General features: G+C 73.7%; 18 protein-coding genes. 7 read left to right on the forward strand and 11 right to left on the reverse strand.

Going from position 1 to position 17,876, the window contains the following annotated elements; translation table 11 throughout:
* Genes ASG94_RS05625 through ASG94_RS05640 form a run of 4 tightly spaced genes read left to right on the forward strand, consistent with a single transcriptional unit; the run spans position 1 to position 5,172 of the window.
* Positions 1-693: an ABC transporter permease gene (locus ASG94_RS05625; protein WP_162260788.1), complete on the forward strand. Its 693-nt coding sequence runs from the start codon at positions 1-3 to the stop codon at positions 691-693.
* Positions 694-703: 10 nt separating this feature from the next.
* Positions 704-1,801: an ATP-dependent DNA ligase gene (locus ASG94_RS05630; RefSeq protein ID WP_056925364.1), complete on the forward strand. Its 1,098-nt coding sequence runs from the start codon at positions 704-706 to the stop codon at positions 1,799-1,801.
* Positions 1,794-2,438: a hypothetical protein gene (locus ASG94_RS05635; RefSeq protein ID WP_235537139.1), complete on the forward strand. Its 645-nt coding sequence runs from the start codon at positions 1,794-1,796 to the stop codon at positions 2,436-2,438. Before ASG94_RS05630 ends, ASG94_RS05635 begins: the two co-directional genes overlap by 8 nt.
* Before the next feature lie 22 nt (positions 2,439-2,460).
* Positions 2,461-5,172 (forward strand): stealth conserved region 3 domain-containing protein, encoded by a 2,712-nt coding sequence (locus ASG94_RS05640; protein ID WP_056925365.1) that lies wholly within the window; start codon positions 2,461-2,463, stop codon positions 5,170-5,172.
* A gap of 108 nt (positions 5,173-5,280) precedes the next feature.
* On the opposite strand, the gene ASG94_RS05645 is transcribed toward ASG94_RS05640, so the two are convergent.
* The 3 genes from ASG94_RS05645 to ASG94_RS05655 are packed head-to-tail and all read right to left on the reverse strand — an operon-like array spanning position 5,281 to position 7,935.
* Positions 5,281-6,312 carry a sulfotransferase family protein gene (locus ASG94_RS05645; protein ID WP_056925366.1) on the reverse strand — a complete coding sequence of 344 codons (1,032 nt, stop codon included), beginning with the start codon at positions 6,310-6,312 and terminating at the stop codon, positions 5,281-5,283.
* A gap of 10 nt (positions 6,313-6,322) precedes the next feature.
* Positions 6,323-6,853 (reverse strand): mycothiol transferase, encoded by a 531-nt coding sequence (locus tag ASG94_RS05650; RefSeq protein WP_056925367.1) that lies wholly within the window; start codon positions 6,851-6,853, stop codon positions 6,323-6,325.
* Positions 6,850-7,935 carry a DNA polymerase domain-containing protein gene (locus ASG94_RS05655; protein WP_056925368.1) on the reverse strand — a complete coding sequence of 362 codons (1,086 nt, stop codon included), beginning with the start codon at positions 7,933-7,935 and terminating at the stop codon, positions 6,850-6,852. The genes ASG94_RS05650 and ASG94_RS05655 overlap by 4 nt, the downstream gene beginning before the upstream one ends.
* Positions 7,936-7,980: 45 nt before the next feature.
* On the opposite strand from ASG94_RS05655, the gene ASG94_RS05660 reads away from it, so the two are divergent.
* Complete coding sequence (locus ASG94_RS05660; protein WP_056925369.1) at positions 7,981-9,072, forward strand: SLC13 family permease; 1,092 nt, start codon at positions 7,981-7,983, stop codon at positions 9,070-9,072.
* A gap of 12 nt (positions 9,073-9,084) precedes the next feature.
* On the opposite strand, the gene ASG94_RS05665 is transcribed toward ASG94_RS05660, so the two are convergent.
* The 4 genes from ASG94_RS05665 to ASG94_RS05680 form a co-directional block, all read right to left on the reverse strand.
* The gene (locus ASG94_RS05665; RefSeq protein ID WP_056925370.1) at positions 9,085-9,414 is read right to left on the reverse strand and encodes a YciI family protein; all 330 of its coding nucleotides are present in this window, start codon (positions 9,412-9,414) and stop codon (positions 9,085-9,087) included.
* 95 nt (positions 9,415-9,509) lie between these two features.
* Positions 9,510-9,818 (reverse strand): hypothetical protein, encoded by a 309-nt coding sequence (locus ASG94_RS05670; RefSeq protein ID WP_056925371.1) that lies wholly within the window; start codon positions 9,816-9,818, stop codon positions 9,510-9,512.
* Positions 9,815-11,071: a fatty acid desaturase family protein gene (locus ASG94_RS05675; RefSeq protein ID WP_056925372.1), complete on the reverse strand. Its 1,257-nt coding sequence runs from the start codon at positions 11,069-11,071 to the stop codon at positions 9,815-9,817. Before ASG94_RS05675 ends, ASG94_RS05670 begins: the two co-directional genes overlap by 4 nt.
* A 54-nt stretch (positions 11,072-11,125) precedes the next feature.
* Positions 11,126-12,199: a ferredoxin reductase gene (locus ASG94_RS05680; protein ID WP_056925373.1), complete on the reverse strand. Its 1,074-nt coding sequence runs from the start codon at positions 12,197-12,199 to the stop codon at positions 11,126-11,128.
* Positions 12,200-12,339: 140 nt separating this feature from the next.
* Between ASG94_RS05680 and msrB the strand changes: the two genes are divergently transcribed.
* Positions 12,340-12,735: a peptide-methionine (R)-S-oxide reductase MsrB gene (gene msrB, locus ASG94_RS05685; RefSeq protein ID WP_056925374.1), complete on the forward strand. Its 396-nt coding sequence runs from the start codon at positions 12,340-12,342 to the stop codon at positions 12,733-12,735.
* A 27-nt stretch (positions 12,736-12,762) separates the two neighbouring features.
* Here msrB and ASG94_RS05690 read toward each other — a convergent pair whose 3' ends face one another.
* The 4 genes from ASG94_RS05690 to hemG form a co-directional block, all read right to left on the reverse strand.
* On the reverse strand, positions 12,763-13,626 hold the full coding sequence (locus ASG94_RS05690; RefSeq protein WP_056925375.1) for a patatin-like phospholipase family protein: 864 nt from the start codon (positions 13,624-13,626) through the stop codon (positions 12,763-12,765).
* 107 nt (positions 13,627-13,733) lie between these two features.
* Positions 13,734-14,651 carry a hypothetical protein gene (locus ASG94_RS05695; RefSeq protein WP_162260789.1) on the reverse strand — a complete coding sequence of 306 codons (918 nt, stop codon included), beginning with the start codon at positions 14,649-14,651 and terminating at the stop codon, positions 13,734-13,736.
* A gap of 16 nt (positions 14,652-14,667) precedes the next feature.
* Positions 14,668-15,369, reverse strand: a complete 702-nt coding sequence (gene hemQ, locus ASG94_RS05700) for a hydrogen peroxide-dependent heme synthase (RefSeq protein ID WP_056925377.1) — start codon at positions 15,367-15,369, stop codon at positions 14,668-14,670.
* Between the two features lie 4 nt (positions 15,370-15,373).
* Positions 15,374-16,720 (reverse strand): protoporphyrinogen oxidase, encoded by a 1,347-nt coding sequence (gene hemG / locus ASG94_RS05705; protein WP_235537140.1) that lies wholly within the window; start codon positions 16,718-16,720, stop codon positions 15,374-15,376.
* A gap of 146 nt (positions 16,721-16,866) precedes the next feature.
* Here hemG and ASG94_RS05710 point away from each other — a divergent pair, with 146 nt between their 5' ends.
* Complete coding sequence (locus tag ASG94_RS05710) at positions 16,867-17,868, forward strand: DUF4349 domain-containing protein (protein WP_056925379.1); 1,002 nt, start codon at positions 16,867-16,869, stop codon at positions 17,866-17,868.
* Positions 17,869-17,876 lie beyond the last annotated feature (8 nt).

The following is a 17,876-nucleotide window of genomic DNA, read 5'->3' on the forward strand; positions in this document are numbered from 1 at the left end:
GTGACCATCACCAAGCTCGCCGCGCAGGCCCTGCTCGGCCGCCGGCGCTTCTGGCTGCTGCTGGCCTTCCCGGTGCTGCTCGTCGCGCTCACCGTCACCATCACGGCCCTCACCGACGGCGACGCGGCGTGGCCGCTCCTCCCGGGACTGGGCTACCCCGTCGTGCTGCCGCTGGTGGCCGTGCTCGCCGCCTCGTCGGTCCTCGGGCCCGAGGTCGACGACGGGTCGATCGTCTACCTGCTCTCCAAGCCGATCAGCCGGCACGCCGTGGCGCTGAGCAAGTGGGTCGTCGCCTGGGCGGCGACGATGGTCGCCGGCGCCCTCCCCCTCTACGTCTCCGCGCTGGTGGCCGGGGGCGGTGACCGCGCGTCGGCGGCCGGTCTCGCGGCCGTGGTCGCCGGGACGACGTACTCCGCGCTCTTCCTGGCCGTCTCCGCGATCACCCGGCACGCCGTGATCGTGTCGCTGCTCTTCGTGCTCATCTGGGAGGGGCTGCTGGGCAACCTCCTCACCGGGGTGGCCTGGCTGAGCGTCGCGCAGTGGGGGCTGCGGATCGGCCACGAGGTCTCCACCGAGCTCCCCGACCCGACCAACGTCCCGTGGGCAGCGCTGGCCAGCCTCGTCGTCACGGTGGGCGGGGTCTGGTTCTGCGGCGACCGGTTGCGCTCGTTCTCCCTGCGCGGCGAGGACTAGGGTCACCCGCGTGGACCTGCCCGTGATGCCACCCGTCCAGCCCATGCTCGCCAAGGCGGTCACGGGGATCCCCGACCCGGCCAAGCACGGGGGCCTGAGCTTCGAGCCCAAGTGGGACGGGTTCCGCTGCATCGTCTTCCGCGACGGCGACGAGGTCGAGCTCACCAGCCGCAACACCAAGCCGCTCACCCGCTACTTCCCCGAGCTCGTGGCCGCCATCAAGGAGCAGCTGCCGGAGCGGATCGTGCTCGACGGCGAGGTCTTCGTCGCCGTGGGCCAGCGCCTCGAGTTCGAGGTGCTCCAGGAGCGCATCCACCCGGCGAAGTCCCGCGTCGACATGCTCGCCGAGAAGACGCCCGCCGGCTTCGTCGCCTTCGACCTGCTCGCGCTGGGCGACACGTCGTACGTCGACCGGCCGCTCGCCGAGCGCCGGGCGGCCATGGAGGAGGCGCTCGCCCACCTCGACGGGCCGTGCTTCCTCACCCGCACCACCACCGACCCGGCCGAGGCAGAGCTGTGGTTCGAGGAGTTCGAGGGCGCCGGCCTCGACGGGGTGATCGCCAAGCCGCTGGACGCGCCGTACGTCCAGAACGGCCGCACCATGATGAAGGTCAAGCACGAGCGCACCGCCGACGTCGTCGTCGCCGGCTACCGCGAGCACAAGACCTCCACCCCCGAGGCGCCGCTGCTGGGCAGCCTGCTGCTCGGCCTGTACGCCGACGGCGAGCTGCAGCACATCGGCGTCAGCGCCTCCTTCACCGCCGCCCGCCGGGCCGAGCTGATCGAGGAGCTGCAGCCCCTCGTCTGCCCGATCGAGGAGCACCCGTGGGGCCGGTGGCAGGAGTTCCTCACCGCCAACCCGGACCGCATCCCCGGCACCCAGAGCCGGTGGAGTGCCGGCAAGGACCTAGGGTTCACCCCGCTGCGGCCCGAGCGGGTGCTCGAGGTGAAGTACGACCACATGGAGGGCCGCCGCTTCCGGCACACCGCCCAGTTCAAGCGGTGGCGCCCGGACCGTGACCCGGAGTCGTGCGGCTACGACCAGCTGGAGGAACCGGTGAGCTATGACCTGGCTAGAATTTTGAGTGGAGGCGATCACCATGAGTGAGACCAGCGGCAACCAGCCCGAGGACACGACCGGAGGCGACGTCACCGGCGGCAACGTCGAGGGCGGCGCGGCCGGCGACGGAGACATCTTCGACGGACGGGGCACCTACGACGTCGTGCTCCTCGTCGAGCAGGGACTGAGCAGGCAGGACGCCGAGCAGGTCCGCTCGCTGCACAGCGAGATCGTCGACCAGGTGATCTACCACGTGCTCATGCCCCTCGAGGACGCGGCGGCCCGCGTCGAGGCCTCGGTCGGCATGCTCGGTGCCGGCGACGTCATGTCCGCCCCCTCCATGGCGATGAGCGAGGAGGAGCTCGAGGCGGTGCGCGAGGAGTGCCGCGAGCGCTCCGACCACGACCTCAACATCACGCTCGCGGCCCTGGCCGCCGCCGGCGCCACCGCGCGCGGCGCCGTCACCGGGCAGCCCCCGGTCGACGCCCTGGCGGCGAAGGTCGCCGAGGTCGGCGCCCGGGAGGCGATCATCCTCACCCGTCCGCACGTCGTGGCCGAGTTCTTCCACGTCGACTGGACGTCGCGGGCCCGTCGCAAGCTCGGCGTCCCCGTGCTGCACCTGCTCGAGCAGGAGAACTTCGACGAGCAGGCCGGCGGCACCGGCGAGGGCATCACCGGGCTCTGAGACTGCCCCCTAGGGTGGCGGCGTGAAGATCGCGCCCCGCCTGAGCCGCTCCAGCCTGCGTCGGTCCGGCCGGCCGCGGGTCGCCTTCCTGGTCTTCAACCTCGACGGGATGGGCGGCACGTCCCGCGCGGCCATCACCCAGGCCAACGCGCTCGCCCGGCGCGGGCACGTGGACGTACGCCTGCTGTCGGTGACCCGGTCGGCGGACGCCCCGCACTACGCGATCGACCCGGCGGTGGCCGTGGAGCACCTCGTCGACGTCCGTGGTGACGACCCGCGCCACCGTGAGCCGTCGCGGCTGGTCCCGGCGCGTTGGGACGGGCAGTTCTCCGCCCTCACCGACGTCGGGCTCGAGGCCGCGCTGCCCGACCTCGACGTCGACGTCCTCGTCACCGTCACCCCCGCCCTGATGGCGGCCGCGATCATGCTCGTACGCCGCGAGGTCGCGGTCGTGCACCAGGAGCACCGCTCGTCGGCCGACCGGGTGGGCGGCATGGAGCCGCTGCTCGCCTTCGCCCCGCGCGCGGCCGCGGTCGCGCTGCTCACGGAGTCGACCGCGTCGTGGCTGCGGGCCGAGCTCGGCGCCACCGCGCCGGAGATCGTGGTGATGCCCAACCCCCTGCCGATCACCCCCCAGCCCCGCTCGCCCCTGGACTCGCGCACGATCGTGAGCGCCGGGCGGATCGTGCCGGAGAAGCAGTTCATCCACCTGCTGCGCGCCTTCGAGCAGGTCGCCGACGACGCGCCCGGCTGGCGGCTGCGGATCCTGGGCGACGGCCCGCTGCGTGAGGAGCTCCTCGCCCACGCCGCGAAGGCCGGGTTGGGCGACCGGGTCGAGCTGCCCGGCGCCGTGTCCGACATGGCCCCGGAGTGGGCGCGGGCCTCGGTCTGCGCCATGTCGTCGCGGACCGAGGGCTTCCCGCTTGTCGCCCAGGAGGCGATGTCGGCCGGGGTCCCGGTCGTCACCTACGACTGTCCGTCGGGCCCCCGCGAGCTCGTCGAGGACGAGGTCTCCGGGCTCCTCGTCGGCGCCGGCGCCAAGGCCGGGCTGGCGGCCGCGCTGCGCCGGGTCACCACCGACGACGCGCTGCTCGCCCGGCTCGGTGAGGGCGCATTCGCCGCGTCGCGCCAGTACGACGCCGACGCGATCGCTGCGCGGTGGGAGGCGATCTTCGCCCGGGCGTCCGCCCCTGCTGGGGTAGTCCGTGACGATCGGACCCCCGACGCGCCGGCGGAGGGGGTCCCTTCGTCACGGACTACCCCGCCGTTCAGCCGCGAGGGGATGCCCGTCGACCTCCCGATGGTCACCCCCGCCGAGGCGCGTGCCGAGGTCCTGCGGCTCGTCGTCGCGGCCGCCGAGCACTCGGGGGGCGGGTGGTTCGTCATCCCGGCGCACGACCGCCCGGCTCCGACGCTCGTCGTACCGACCGCGCAGCGGCGTGCCCTGCTCGAGCACCTGCGTACGGCCCCCGCCCACCTCGCGCTCCGCGACCCCGGCGACCGCGGCTGGCCCGAGCGCCGCCTCCGGGTCGACGAGCTGGTCGACGCGCTCCGCAACGCGGCCCCCAACCGGCTCGTCCTCGAGCCGTGGCCGCGCGCGCACGGGCGGCGAACCCACCTCGCCGACGACGCCGGCGTCGAGATCGAGTTCTGGGACCGGCTGCCCGACGGCACCCTGGTCGCGCCGCGCCCCAACCGGTGGACGCCCCAGGCGCCCGCGGGCGCCGCGACGGCGAGCGTCGAGGTCGCCGGGATCTCCGTGCCGACGCTGCCGCTGATGGTGCTGCCGACGGCGTACGACGTGACGTTCCCCGTCGACGTCGTCTACACGTGGGTCGACGGCAACGACCCGGAGTGGAACGCCTCGCGACAGGCACGCGGGGGCGACGACGCCCGGCCGGAGGCGGGCGGGCAGGCGCGGTTCCGCAGCCGCGACGAGCTGCGCCACTCGATGCGGTCGGTGCACCTCTTCGCGCCGTGGGTGCGCACGATCCACCTCGTCACCGCCGGCCAGCGACCGGACTGGTTGCTCGACGACGCGTTGCTCGACGGGCGCGTGCGGGTCGTGGACCACCGCGACATTTTGCCGGCCGACGCGCTGCCGACCTTCAACTCCCAGGCCATCGAGACCGCGCTGCACCGGGTGCCCGGGCTGGCCGAGCACTTCGTCTACCTCAACGACGACGTCTTCCTCGGCCGCGCGACCCGGCCCGAGCTCTTCTTCAGCCCGGGCGGCGGGTTCGCGGCGTTCGTCGGCGACGGCGCGATCGGGCTGCCCGGCACCGCCGACAAACCCTTCCTGCACGCGGCGGCGACCAACCGGGCGCTGGTCGAGGAGGCCTTCGGCGTCGCGATCACCCAGGTGATGGCCCACTCCCCCCACCCGCACCGGGTGTCGGTGCTCGAGGAGGTCGAGGCGCGCTTCGCCGACGCGGTCGGGCGCACCGCCCGCTCCCCGTTCCGCGCCGAGACCGACGTGTCGATGCTGTCGTCGCTGGGCCAGCACTACGGGCTGGTGACCGGGTCGGCGTACGTCGCCTCGGCGGACCATGCCTTCGTCGACCTCAGCAACGCCCGCATCGAGCGGCAGCTGCGCCAGCTGCGCGCCCGCGACCGGGACTTCTTCTGCATCGGGGACCACCACGAGTACGCCGTGGACGCGGACGCCGTGGACGCGATGCTCTCGCAGTTCCTGGGCGAGTACTTCCCCGTCGCGGCTCCCTGGGAGCGCTGAGGGGCTGCGGCGAAGTCCCCGCTCAGGCGGGGAGTCCGTCACCGTGTGACTGTTGCAACGGTCACACGGTGACAGAGTCCCCGCCCAGGCGGGGACTCTCCCACGACCTCAGCGCCGAAAAAGGGCGGCCAGCCCGGAGGGCCGGGCCCGCAGCTCCGCGACCTCGGCCCGGGCGGTGTCCAGCTCGGCGCGGAGCTCGTCGAGCTGCGCGTCCTTCTTGCGTCGTACGTCGCGGCGGCCGGCGGCGACGCGGGCGGTGGTCGCGTCCATCGCGATCGCCTCGGAGAAGTCGAAGAGCTCGCCGTACTCCTCCTGCAGGCCCGCCAGCTCGTCGATGGCCCCCGCGTCGGACGGGGAGTAGACCAGGACGTTCATGACCTGCCAGGTGCGTTCGGCGAGGTCGCGCAGGACGGCCGGGACGGCGATGTCGTCCCAGGTGATGGCGGAGCGGTTGAGCTTGGCGTCGACGAAGTCGTCCACCGGGTGCGGCGTCACCGAGGGGTCCGGCGAGAAGGTCAGGCCGAGCTGCTCCCCGGCGCGGGACATGGCCGATCGCCAGTCGGCCAGCAGGTCGTCGTACCGGACGAAGGCGCGCGGCAGGCCGCGCGTGGCCGCCTCGGTCGCGAAGGCGGCGTTGACCCAGGCGGCGACGTTGGCCGTCTCGCGCTGGCGGCGGAAGGTCGGCGTCTGCTCGGTGAGGTACGCCGAGTCGCGCGAGCGCACCACCTCGGTGGGGTGCCGCAGCATCGTCAGGGTGCACACGTCCGCGCCGAGCTCGGCGGCGACCCGGGTCCAGGCCGGCAGGATCCAGAAGGCGCGCGGGTCCTTGATGAGCACCTGGGGCTGGTCGAGCTCACCGCTGAGCCAGTCCCGGAGCTCGGCCTCCACCGCCGGCGTGATCGCGGCGTCGGCCACAGCGGCGGCGTCGGGCCGGGTGTCGATGGTGCGCACGGGCACCGGGTTGAGCACCCGCTTGTGGAACTCGGTCACCCACATCGGCTCGTAGTAGCCGCGCGGGTTCTTGTCGTCGGCGGGCACCTCCGGCTGGGGGACGTGCAGGCCGAGGCGCTTGAGGGTGCCGGCCACGCTCGAGGTGCCGGAGCGGCCGGAACCGGTGACGAGGACGAGGCGGGGATTCACGCGGTCGAGGCTAGTCGCTGGCCAGCTCGGCGACGATGTCGAGGTGCCCCGCGTGCCGGGCGTACTCCGCGAGCACGTGGAAGCAGATCCACTCCAGCGTCGGCGGGTCGTCGGCGAACCGGCCCCCGGCCGAGGCGGTCGCGGAGAGCGGGAAGTCCGCCAGCACCCCGCGCGTCCGGGCGCCGACCGCGTCGAGCCGGGACGCCAGTTCCTCCGCCGTCACCGCGGCGGGCACCGCCCACCGGGCGCCGGGCACGGCGGCGTCGGAGTCGTCGGAGGACCACGGCTCGGGGGTCGTCCAGTCGCCCCACGGCTCGGCGACCGGCTCGGCGAGGAAGCCCCACACGAACCACCGCTGCTCCATGTGGAGCACGTGGTTGAGGAGCTCGAGCGGCGTCCACCCCGACGGCACCCGCGGCGTCCGCTGGTCGTCGTACGACAGGGCGAGGACGCCACGCACCATCTCGGCGCGCACCCAGTCGAGGTAGCCCGCCCACCGCTGCGCGCCCCCCGGCGCCGACCGGGCCGGCTCGTCGCTCACGTGCCCTCCACCCGGTTGCCGTCCTCGTCCCAGTGGGAGGCGACCTTCTTGGACGGCTGCACCCGCGGCGGCTCGCCGGGCATCTTGGGGTGGTCGGGCGGGTAGTTGAGCTCGACCGGGTGCTCCTCCCACAGGTCCAGCAGCGGCTGCAGCGAGTGGTGCACGTCGTCGATCGTGGCCCACGGGTCGCCGCCTGCGGCGAGGCGCTCCGGCACGGTGAAGAGGTTGAGGGCCGCCGGCGAGGACAGCGAGGCGAGCTCCTCCCACGCGAGCGGCGTCGAGACGGGCGCGCCCGGGAGCGGACGCAGCGAGTACGCCGAGGCGATGGTGCGATCACGCGTGTTCTGGTTGAAGTCCACGAAGATCCGCTCGCCGCGCTCCTCCTTCCACCAGGCGGTGGTGACCCCGTCGTCGCGCTTCTCCAGCTCGCGGCCGAAGGCGATCGCCGCATGGCGGACGTCGGCGAACTCCCACGACGGCTGGATCCGCACGTAGACGTGGATCCCCCGGTTGCCCGAGGTCTTGGCGAAGCCGGCCATGCCGAGGTCGGCGAGCAGCTCGCGGGCGACCCCGGCGACGCGCACGGCGTCCGCGAACGAGGTGCCGGGCTGGGGGTCGAGGTCGATGCGCAGCTCGTCGGGATGGTCGACGTCGGCACGACGGACCGGCCAGGGGTGGAAGGTCAGCGTGCCCATGTGCGCGCACCAGACCGGTACGGCGATCTCGGTCGGGCAGATCTCCTCGGCGGTGCGGCCGGAGGGGAAGGTGATCTCGACGGACTCGAGGTAGTCGGGAGCGCCCTTGGGGACGCGCTTCTGGTAGAACGCGTCGGCGTCCCTGTCCATCGGCCCGGTGGCGAGCTTCATGCCGGGGCGGACCCCGCTGGTCCACCGCTCCAGCGCCGTCGGCCGGTCGCGCAACGCGCGCATCAGGCCGTCCTCGACGGAGGCGAAGTACTCCGCCACCATCAGCTTGGTGACCTCGGCGGTGTCGTCCGTCGCCTCGTAGATCACCCGGTCCGGGGAGGACACCCGCACCTCGCGCCCCCCGGCGACGACCATCGCTGCCTTCGCTGCTGCCATGCCGCCACCGTAGTGGTCCCCACCCCCCGCGTAGCCTGCTCCGTCGTGACGGCCGACCTGGTGGCGCGGATCGGACCGATCCTGTTGTTCCTCGTGTTCGCGACGGTGCTCGCGGAGCTGTGCGCGGGCCTGGGCCTCTTCGACCTGGTCGCCGACGGCGTCGTGCACGCCGCGCACGGGTCCGTACGCCGGGTCTGGGTCGGGCTGGTGGCGGTCGCCGTCGCGAGCACCGCCGTGCTCTCCCTCGACACCACGGCCGTGCTGCTCACCCCGGTGGTGCTCGCCGTCGCCGTACGGCTGCGGATCAACCCCGTGCTCTTCGCGATGACCACGGTGCTGCTCGCCAACACCGCCTCGTTGTTCCTGCCGGTCTCCAACCTGACCAACCTGCTCGCCCTGAGCCACCTCGACATGAGCGCCGTCGAGTACGTCGCGCTGATGGCGCTGCCGGGCCTGGTCGCCGTGCTGGTGACCGTCGCCGTGCTCGCCGTCCTGCACCGGCGCACCCTCGCCCTCCCCCGACGCGGGTACGACGAGCCGGCACCGCTCACGGGCCCGCGGGCGCCCGTCGTGGTCGCCGCCCTGGCCTGCCTGGCGCTGGGCCCGGCGCTGACCCTGACCGGGCGGGTGACGGTGGTGTCCGGGATCGCCTGCGGCGCGGTCGTGCTCGCCTGCCTCGTCTGGCGCCGGGACCTGCTGCACCTGAGGCTCGTCCCGTGGGTGCTGGTCGTCGCCGTCGGGGTGCTCTTCTTCGCGGTGCAGCTGGCCCACGAGCACGGCCTGACGACGGTGGCCGCCCGGCTCACCGGGACCGGCGAGGGGCCCCTGGCCCTGCTCCGCCTGGCCGGGGTGGCGGCCGGCAGCGCCAACGTGCTGGACAACCTGCCGGCCTACCTGGCGCTGGAGCCCGTCACCGCCGGCAGCCCCGAGCGCCTCGGCGCCCTGCTCATCGGCGTCGGGGTCGGTCCCCTGGTCACGCCGTGGGCGAGCCTGGCGACCGTGCTGTGGGCCCAGCGCTGCCACGCGGCCGGGCTGTCGATCCACTGGGGCCGCTTCGCGCTCACCGGCGCCCTCGTCGCCGTCCTGGCGGTCACCCTCGCGACCCTGACGCTCAGCGCGGTGACCGGCTGGGCGTGAGGGTGCGCCCTCTCAGTCGTGCAGGAACGGCCGCACCTCGACCTTGCGGTGGCACGCCGCCGAGCCGTCGGCCGCGAGGGCGAGCGCCGCGTCGAGGTCCGGGGCCTCGATGATCCAGAAGCCGGCGAGGTACTCCTTCGACTCCACGAAGGGCCCGTCGCTGCACACCGCCTCGCCCTGCCGGTTGTCGATCACGGTGGCCGTGGCGGGCGCGCCGAGACCGCCGGCGAAGACCCAGTGGCCCTGCGCTCGCAGCCGTTCGTTGAAGGCGCCGGTGGCCGCCATCTCCTCGGCCGTGCCGGACTCGCTCGCGTCGTCGATCACGGAGATCAGGTACTGCATCGCGGATCAGCTCCTCCTGGGGTGCGGGGCGACCCGGTGGGTCGCCGCTCACCCTCTCAACGAGTGCGGCACCCCCGGTGCGACACCCGCGCGGCTCAGAGCCGCGAGTTGGGGGCGAAGCGCGGCGCCCGGTCCGGGTCCTCGCGGTCGGGCCGGACGACGTCGAAGCCGGCGGTGGTGACGACGACCTGGTCCGGCGTACGCACCCGCTCCGCGCACGCCACGTGCATCGGCGGCTGGTGGAACTCGTTGCGGTCGCTCTCCTGCGGCGTGCCGACGAAGGCGATCGGGCGTCCCAGCCCGCCCTCGCAGAGGCCGCAGATCCGCGACAGGGCGCACTGGGTCACCCAGGCACGCGTCGGCTCGCGCAGCCGGGTCGAGCCGTCGCGCAGGTCCTCCCTCACGACGCACCGCCCGACGAGCCACGCGACGAGCCACCCGATGAGCTCCGCGAGTACCAGTCGCCGGTCTGCGCGCTGCGGGTCGGCCGCTCGGCGTCCGTACGCCGTCCGCGCTCGACCTGCGTGTCCGCCGTGGCCTGCCCCGGCTGGGCGGGCTGGTCGGTGGCCGTGAAGCGGTTGGGCAGCGAGAGCTTCATGATCGTGCGCAGCGCCTGGCCGTACTGACGGTGCAGCGGGCCGGTCGTGTAGGGGATGTCGTACTTCGCGGCGAGCTCGCGCACGCGCACCGACATCTGCGCATACCGGTTGGAGGGCAGGTCCGGGAAGAGGTGGTGCTCGATCTGGTAGCCGAGCTGGCCGCTCATGACGTGCAGCAGCCTGCCGCCCTCGAAGTTGGCGGAGCCGAGCATCTGGCGCAGGTACCACTCCGCGCGCGTCTCGTCCTCGAGCTCCTCCTCGGTGAAGTGCAGCGCCCCGTCGGGGAAGTGCCCGCAGAAGATGATCATGTAGGACCACAGGTTGCGGGCGAGGTTGGCGGTGGCGTTGGCGGTGATGGTCGGCACCACGTTGGCCGGGCCGGTGGCCGCCGTCAGGAGCGGGAAGAACACGTAGTCCTTGCCGATCTGGCGGCTGATCTTGCGCTTGATCTGGGCCAGCTGCTTGGCCAGCACCTTCGGGTCCTTCTCGCGCTTGCGGATCGCCTCGAGGTCGAGGTCGTGCAGCGCGACGCCCCACTGGAACAGCGTGGCCAGCAGCGCGTTGTAGACCGGCTGCCCGAGGTTGGCCGGGTGCCAGCGCTGCTCGTGCGCCATCCGCAGGATGCCGTAGCCGATGTCGTTGTCGTGCCCGAGCACGTTGGTGAACTGGTGGTGGACGTAGTTGTGGCTGTGCTTCCACTGCTCGGCCGGCTGGGCGGTGTCCCACTCCCACGTGGAGGAGTGGATCTCCGGGTCGTTCATCCAGTCCCACTGCCCGTGCATGACGTTGTGGCCGATCTCCATGTTCTCCAGGATCTTGGCCACGCCGAGCATGGCGGCACCGGCGACCCACGCCGGCCTCCAGCGCGACGCGAACAGCGTGATCCGCCCCGCCACCGCGAGGCGGCGCTGGATGGTGATGATGCGGTTGATGTACGCCGCGTCGTCCGCGCCGCGGGACTCCTCGACCTCGGCGCGCAGGGCATCGAGCTCGCGCCCGAGCTGGTCGACCTCCTCGGTGGTGAGGTGGGTGTACTCCTTGACGTCACTGATGGCCATGGTTGCGGTTTCCCTTCGGTGGTTGAGGTGCGAGCGCAGCGAGCCTCGAAACCTCTAGATCGCGAGGGTGCAGTCGCCGACCGGGACGGTCACGCAGGTCTGCACCGAGTCGTGGGTGTCGTCGTACTCGTCGCCGGTGCGCAGGTCGCGCACGGTGCCGCTGACGAGGGTGAGCGTGCAGGTGTGGCAGATGCCGACGCGACAGCCGTAGGGCATGCCCACGCCCGCCTGCTCGCCGGCCTCGAGGACGGTGGTCGCACCGTCGACCTCGATGGACCTGCCGGAGTTCTGGAAGCGGAGCGTGCCGCCCTCGCCGCCGTCCCCGTCGAGCTTGAGCGAGAAGCGCTCGAGGTGCAGCGAGTCGTCGAGCCCGGCGCGCTCCCAGTGCTCCTCGACCGCGTCGAGCATCGGTGCCGGGCCACAGGCCCAGGTCTCGCGCTCGCGCCAGTCCGGCACGATCGTGTCGAGGTCGGCCAGGTCGAGGACGCCCTCGTCGTCGGTGTGCCGCCGGTGCAGCGTCAGGCCGTCGTGCCGGTCGGCGAGCGCGCAGACCTCGTCGCGGAAGATCATCCGCTCCTCGCTGGTCGAGGAGTAGTGGACGACGACGTCGGGCATCGTGCCGCGGCGGTCCAGGGTGCGCAGCATCGACATCACCGGGGTGATCCCGGAGCCGCCCACCAGCATCAGCATCCGCGCCGGGGGCGGGTCGGGCAGCACGAACTCCCCCGCCGGCAGGGCCAGCCGGACGATGGTGCCGGGCTCGAGGCCGTCGACGAGGTGCTGGGACAGGAATCCCTCCGGCATCGCCCGCACGGTGATCGCGATGGTGCGACCGTCGCGGCGGGGCGGCGAGCTGACGGAGTAGGAGCGCCAGTGGAACTTGCCCTCGACCTGGATGCCGATGCCGACGTACTGGCCGGGCTTGTGGTCGTAGCGCCACCCCCAGCCGGGGCGGATCACGACGGTGGCGGCGTCCTCGGTCTCGGGGACGACCCGCTCGATGCGTCCGCGCAGCTCGCGGGCCGTCCACAGCGGGTTGACCAGCGAGAGGTAGTCGTCGGGGTGCAGCGGGGTCGTCAGCCGGGCACCCGCCGTGCGGGCCCAGGCCAGTCGGTCGATCACTGCCATGCGTGCGTCCCTTCCGGGGGCGGCCGTCGTGCTCTTCGGAATTGAGTGAACACTCGTACACTCGATTCGTCAAGCCCCCTCAGCGCCCCGCTCGGACGACGGGGCGCCCGGACGACCAGCCGCGCAGTAGCGTGGGCGCCATGGCCTACGACGTGGAGAAGACCGACGAGGAGTGGCGCGCCCAGCTGTCCCCCGAGGAGTACGCCGTGCTCCGTCAGGCCGGGACCGAGCGCGCCTTCACCGGTGAGTACACCGACACCGAGACGCAGGGCACCTACTCCTGCAAGGCATGCGGTGCCGAGCTGTTCACCAGCACGACGAAGTTCCACTCCGGCTGCGGCTGGCCGAGCTTCTACCAGCCGATCACCGACACCATCGAGTACATCGAGGACGTCTCGCACGGGATGAAGCGCGTCGAGGTGCGCTGCGCCAGCTGCGGCTCGCACCTCGGCCACGTGTTCCCCGACGGCTACGGCACGCCCACCGGCGATCGCTACTGCATCAACTCGATCAGCATCGACCTCAAGCCCGCCTGACCCGTACGCCGGCGGCCCACGGCCGCCTCAGGCCGCCGGGTCCGTGTCGAGCACCGCGGGATCGGAGCCGGAAGCCAGGCGATCCTCGTCGTCCCGGTCGGCCGCGAGCGCCTCGGCGACCCGCAGCCCCTGGTCGAACGCCAGCGGGTGCACGTCGTGGGCGCGCTCGTCGTCGAAGAGCGCCAGGGGGTGCAGGCCCGCCATGCGTGCCATGGCGCGGTCCGGCCGGACCAACGTCACGGTGGTGTCGGGGTGCCGACGGCGCCAGCGGCGCAGCTCGCGCGCCAGCAGGAACCCTGCCGTCTGCCCCAGCGGACCCAGCACCAGGCCGGCCAGCGGCGCGATCACGATGACGTGGTCCGCCTCGGCCGCGGCGTCGACCGACGTCGCCGACCACATGCCCCCGTCGACGTAGAGCCGCCCGTCGATGCGGTGCGGGGGGAAGAGTCCCGGCACGGCGGAGGAGGCGGCCACCAGGTCGGCCAGCGGGTACCGGCCACCGTCGAGGATGTGTCGCCGCCGCGTCCGGACGCAGACGGCCGACACGGCGACCAGCGGGTGGCGCCGCTCGCCGAAGAGCTCCCGGGCCACGTCCGCCAGCACCCCGGGCCGTCGCGTGGGGACCCGGGGCGAGCTGACGGCCGCGAAGTCCTCGTAGGAGACGCCCAGGGCCAGGGCCGAGGCCGTCCAGGAGCCGGCGGAGGTGCCCAGGGACGGTGCGGTGGCGACGGGCACCCCACCGGCGGCCAGGCCCGCCGCGACCCCCGCCGTGTAGGCGATGCCGAAGACGCCGCCGCCGCCGTACACCATGGCCAGCGGGTGCCGCGCGACCACGAGCGCCGGGAGCCCGTCGAGAGCGACGATTCCGTGCCCGCTGTGCTGCCGTGCCATGCGATCACCTCGTGTGGGGTTCCACCCACATCGTGACGGGGCCGACTACCGGCCAGTAGTGCTCTTCGACCCGCCCGATCAGGACCTCCGCCGCAGGAGCGTCGGGCTCAGCCCTCCACCGGCTGGAGCGCCGAGGTGATCTCGACGCGCCCCTCGCCGTACTCCTCGTCGGCCCACGACTGCAGCGACCCGTCGTCGTACAGCACGTCGGCCGTCACCACGTCGTCGGCGGCCGAGGACGACAGCACGCCGGGCAGCTTCTGGAGCTCCAGCGAGACCTCGTTGAGCTCGGCCTCGGTGTAGCGCGCGGGACTCACGCACAGCGCGCCGCCCCACGTCTCGCGCAGGGTCGCCTCGGCGGCCGCGACGTCCCCGGTGACGGCGACGTTGATGATCACCTTGGTCGGGTCGTTGGTGGACGAGGGATCGCGCGAGGTGTCCATCCAGGTGCCGCCGAAGCCGGGCAGCCGGGCCGCCTCGGTGAGGGTCGCGTCCATCGCCTCGGGGGTGACCTTGGCCGCGTCGACGACCCCCCACCCGCCGGAGGGCGGCTCGCACGGCGTGCCGGGCAGCGGCTCGGGCTCCTCGTTGAGCGCGTCGTACAACGCGGCCGGGACGGCGTCGGTGACCGCGAATGTCGTGCCGTCGAAGGTGCCGGTGAGCGCGAAGCTGCCCCACTTCACCCCCGCCTGGTCCTCGTGCTCGGGGTGGTCGGCCCAGTCCCAGTCGGCCATCGGCACGCCCTCGCACTGGGGCGGGAGGGACTCGGCGACCGCGTGGCACATCTCGGGACCGTCGCCGTCGTCCAGCACGGTCACCAGGCCGCCGGTCGTGACCTCGCCCTCGGCGGCGGGCGCCGTGGTCGGCATCGCCCCCGTGGGTTCCGCTGCCGAAGAGTCCGGGCGACCCGCGGGGTCGACCGCGCGCATCTCCTGCTCCGTGGAGCAGGCACCGAGCGCGAGCAGGGCGGTGGCGGTCACGGCGGCGGCGAGGGTCTTCATGGCGGTACGACGAGGCGCGGGCACGGCGGGTTCCTCCCGGTCAGGGCAGGCGGGTGAGCATCTCGCTCGGCGAGAGCCGCGACCCGGTGTAGAACGGGACCTCCTCGCGCACGTGGCGCCGTGCGTCCGAGGCGCGCAGGTGGCGCATCAGGTCGACGATCCGGTGCAGCTCGTCGGCCTCGAAGGCCAGCATCCACTCGTAGTCGCCCAGCGCGAACGACGCGACCGTGTTGGCGCGGACGTCGGCGTAGTCGCGGGCCATCTGGCCGTGCTCGGCCAGCATCCGGCGCCGCTCGGAGTCCTCGAGGAGGTACCACTCGTAGGAGCGGACGAAGGGGTAGACGCAGATGTGGCGCCGCGCCTCCTCGTCGGCCAGGAAGGCCGGGATGTGCGACTTGTTGAACTCCGCGGGACGGTGCAGCGCCATCTGCGACCAGACCGGCTCGAGGCGGCGACCGAACGCCGTACGCCGGAACGCGTTGTAGGCGACCTGGAGCTGCTCGGAGTCCGCGGCGTGCGACCACACCATCACGTCGGCGTCGCCGCGCAGGCCCGAGACGTCGTAGAGGCCCCGCACGACCACGTCGTCCTCGGCGAGCACCTCCAGGAACGCCTCCAGGTCGGCCGCCTCGGCCTCCCGGTCGGCGTCCCCGATGACGTCACGGAGCTTGAAGACCGACCACATGGTGTAGCGGATGGTGTCGTTGAGCTCGCGGGTCCGGGCTGCGTTGCTGTTGGCCATGGGCTCATTCTGCCCGGGCCAGCACAACCGCCGCCCGGTGGGCGGAGCCGATGACGGCGGGGATCCCGACCCCGTCGTACGCCGCCCCGCAGACCGCGATCCCGGGCGGCAGGCCGGCGCGCACCCGGGCCACCAGGTCGACGTGGCCGACGGCGTACTGCGGCAGTCCCCCGCCCCACCGCTGGACGTGCGTGGCGACCGGGGTGGCGGTGATCCCGGCCAGCGCCCCCAGGTCGGTGAGCGAGGTCGCGACGAGCGCCTCGTCGCGCTGTCGCAGCGTGGCCTCCTCGCCGTGCCTGCCCAGCGAGGTGCGCAGCAGCGCCAGCCCGTCGCCCGCCTCGCGCACCCAGTCCCACTTGGCGAAGGAGAAGGTGCTCGCCTTGATGCCCCGCCCCTCGACGGGCGGCACGAGCACCCCGGAGCGGTCCGCGAGCGCCGCGACCGCGGGCGCCTCGAAGGCCAGGGTCACCACCGCGACGCTGGCCGCCTCGATGCCGGCCAGGTCGCGGGCGACGCCGGGCGCGACCGCCCGGAGCAGCCGGGCCGTCGGCGCGGCCGGGGTGGCCAGCACGACCGAGCGCGCGGTGACGGTCTCCGGCGCGGAGGCCGGGCCGACGGTGAGCCGCCAGCCCCCGGGCGCCTGCTCCAGGGCCCGGACGGTGGCGGACGTGCGCACCTCGAGCCCCGCGGCGAGCGCCTCGGCCAGCAGGCCCATGCCACCGGCGATCCCGGCGAACACCGGCGCGTCGGACGGCACGATCGCCGACGCCTGGTCGAGCAGCGACCCGCGACGGGCCATGGCCAGGAGCTGGGGCACGGCGGCGGCGGTCGAGATGCGCCGTGCGCTCCCGGCGTACACCCCGCCCAGGAGCGGCTCGACCAGCCGCTCCACGACCTCGTCGCCGAGCCGGTCGGCGACGAGGTCGCCCACCGAGACGTCGCCGTCGGGGGCGGCGCCGACGCGCTCAACGCTCGCGCGGGCCAGGCCCTCCGGCGAGAGGACCCCGCTCGAGGCGAGGTCGTCGAGGTCGAAGGGGACCCCCATCAGGCTGCGCGGCAGCCGGCGCAGCGCGCCGCGCGACCACACCTGGGAGGCGGCGGGCGTCGGGTGGACGACGTCGATCCCCAGCTCCGCGGCCAGGGCGACGCCCTCGGGCCGACGGGCCAGCATCGCCTCCGCGCCGACGTCGACGACCACCCCGCCGACCGACTCGCGCCGGAGCTTGCCGCCGACCTCGGGCGAGCCTTCAAGGACCAGCACCTCGCGGCCCGCGGCCGCCAGGTCACGCGCGGCGGTGAGGCCCCCGATCCCGGCACCCACCACGACGACGTCCCACACACGGCCTCCCACGCGGGCCAGCCTGCCACGCGGCCCGGCCCCGACCGTGGGCGATCCCCGCCGTCGAGCACTGCGATCGCCCACGCTCGCCCATCACGATGCGGTCACGGCGTACGACGGGTGGGAACCGCGGGCGGGCGACCCGGCGTCCGACGCCCATGACCACTCACCCGCACACCGCCCGGCGCACCCGCCGGCTGCTCGGCCTCGCGGCCGCGATCTCCATGACGGCCGTGCTGGCCGCCTGCTCCTCCGACGGCGGCTCGGACGCGGCGTCCGGGTCCGAGGACCGGGCGGTCACCTCCGAGGTCGCCCCCGCCGAGGAGGACGGAGCGGCCGGCGGCCAGGCGGCGCAGGACCGGGACACCGGCGCCGCGGGCGACACCTCGAGCAGCTCGTCGGCCGGCTCCGGAGCGGGCTCCGGGACCGACGGGGTCAACCGGCCGCCCGCGGTGTCGCAGCGCAGCGTCATCTCCACCGGCACCGTCTCCCTCACGAGCGACGACGTGCGCGACGCCCGGCGCGACGTGCAGCGGGTCGTGGACAGCAGCGGGGGCGAGGTCACCGAGGAGCAGACCGACACCGACGCGGACGGCCGCCCCGTCTACGCCCGGCTGGTGGTGCGGGTGCCCGCAGCGAGCTTCGGCGACGCGATGACCGCGCTGGAGGGCGTGGCGGACCTGCGGGGCTCGGACCGGTCCTCGGAGGACGTCAGCACCCAGGTGATCGACACCGACGTGCGGGTGCGCGCCCAGGAGGCCAGCCTGCGGCGCGTGGAGCAGCTGCTCGCCCGCGCCCAGGGCCTCAAGGACATCATCTGGATCGAGTCGCAGCTGACGCGCCGGCAGGCCGAGCTCGACTCCCTCAAGGGCCAGCAGGCCTGGCTCGCCGACCAGACCCGGGACTCCACGATCGTCGTCGACATCAGCCGTACGCCGGAGGACGAGCCCCGGGAGGAGGAGGGCGACGCGGGCTTCCTCGCCGGCTTCACCGGCGGCATGAAGGCCCTCGGCGCGGTCGCCGTCGGGCTGGCGACCATCACCGGCGCCCTCCTGCCGTTCGCGGTGGTGCTGGCGCTGCTCGGGCTGCCGGCGTGGCTGCTCGTGCGCCGGGCGGCACGCCGGCGCCGGCCGGCGCCGGCTCCCCCGACCACCGCCTGAGGGGCGAG

It is taken from the genome of Nocardioides sp. Soil805 (assembly GCF_001429625.1).
Lineage (GTDB): Bacteria > Actinomycetota > Actinomycetes > Propionibacteriales > Nocardioidaceae > Nocardioides.

Bases quoted from the DNA above. Each gene is read 5' to 3' on its own strand.
- ASG94_RS05635 (WP_235537139.1), top strand. From the start codon at position 1,794: ATGAGTGAGACCAGCGGCAACCAGCCCGAGGACACGACCGGAGGCGAC.
- ASG94_RS05655 (WP_056925368.1), bottom strand. From the start codon at position 7,935: ATGGCAGCAGCGAAGGCAGCGATGGTCGTCGCCGGGGGGCGCGAGGTG.
- ASG94_RS05665 (WP_056925370.1), bottom strand. From the start codon at position 9,414: ATGCAGTACCTGATCTCCGTGATCGACGACGCGAGCGAGTCCGGCACG.
- ASG94_RS05675 (WP_056925372.1), bottom strand. From the start codon at position 11,071: ATGGCCATCAGTGACGTCAAGGAGTACACCCACCTCACCACCGAGGAG.
- ASG94_RS05680 (WP_056925373.1), bottom strand. From the start codon at position 12,199: ATGGCAGTGATCGACCGACTGGCCTGGGCCCGCACGGCGGGTGCCCGG.
- msrB (WP_056925374.1), top strand. From the start codon at position 12,340: ATGGCCTACGACGTGGAGAAGACCGACGAGGAGTGGCGCGCCCAGCTG.
- ASG94_RS05690 (WP_056925375.1), bottom strand. From the start codon at position 13,626: ATGGCACGGCAGCACAGCGGGCACGGAATCGTCGCTCTCGACGGGCTC.
- hemQ (WP_056925377.1), bottom strand. From the start codon at position 15,369: ATGGCCAACAGCAACGCAGCCCGGACCCGCGAGCTCAACGACACCATC.
- ASG94_RS05710 (WP_056925379.1), top strand. From the start codon at position 16,867: ATGACCACTCACCCGCACACCGCCCGGCGCACCCGCCGGCTGCTCGGC.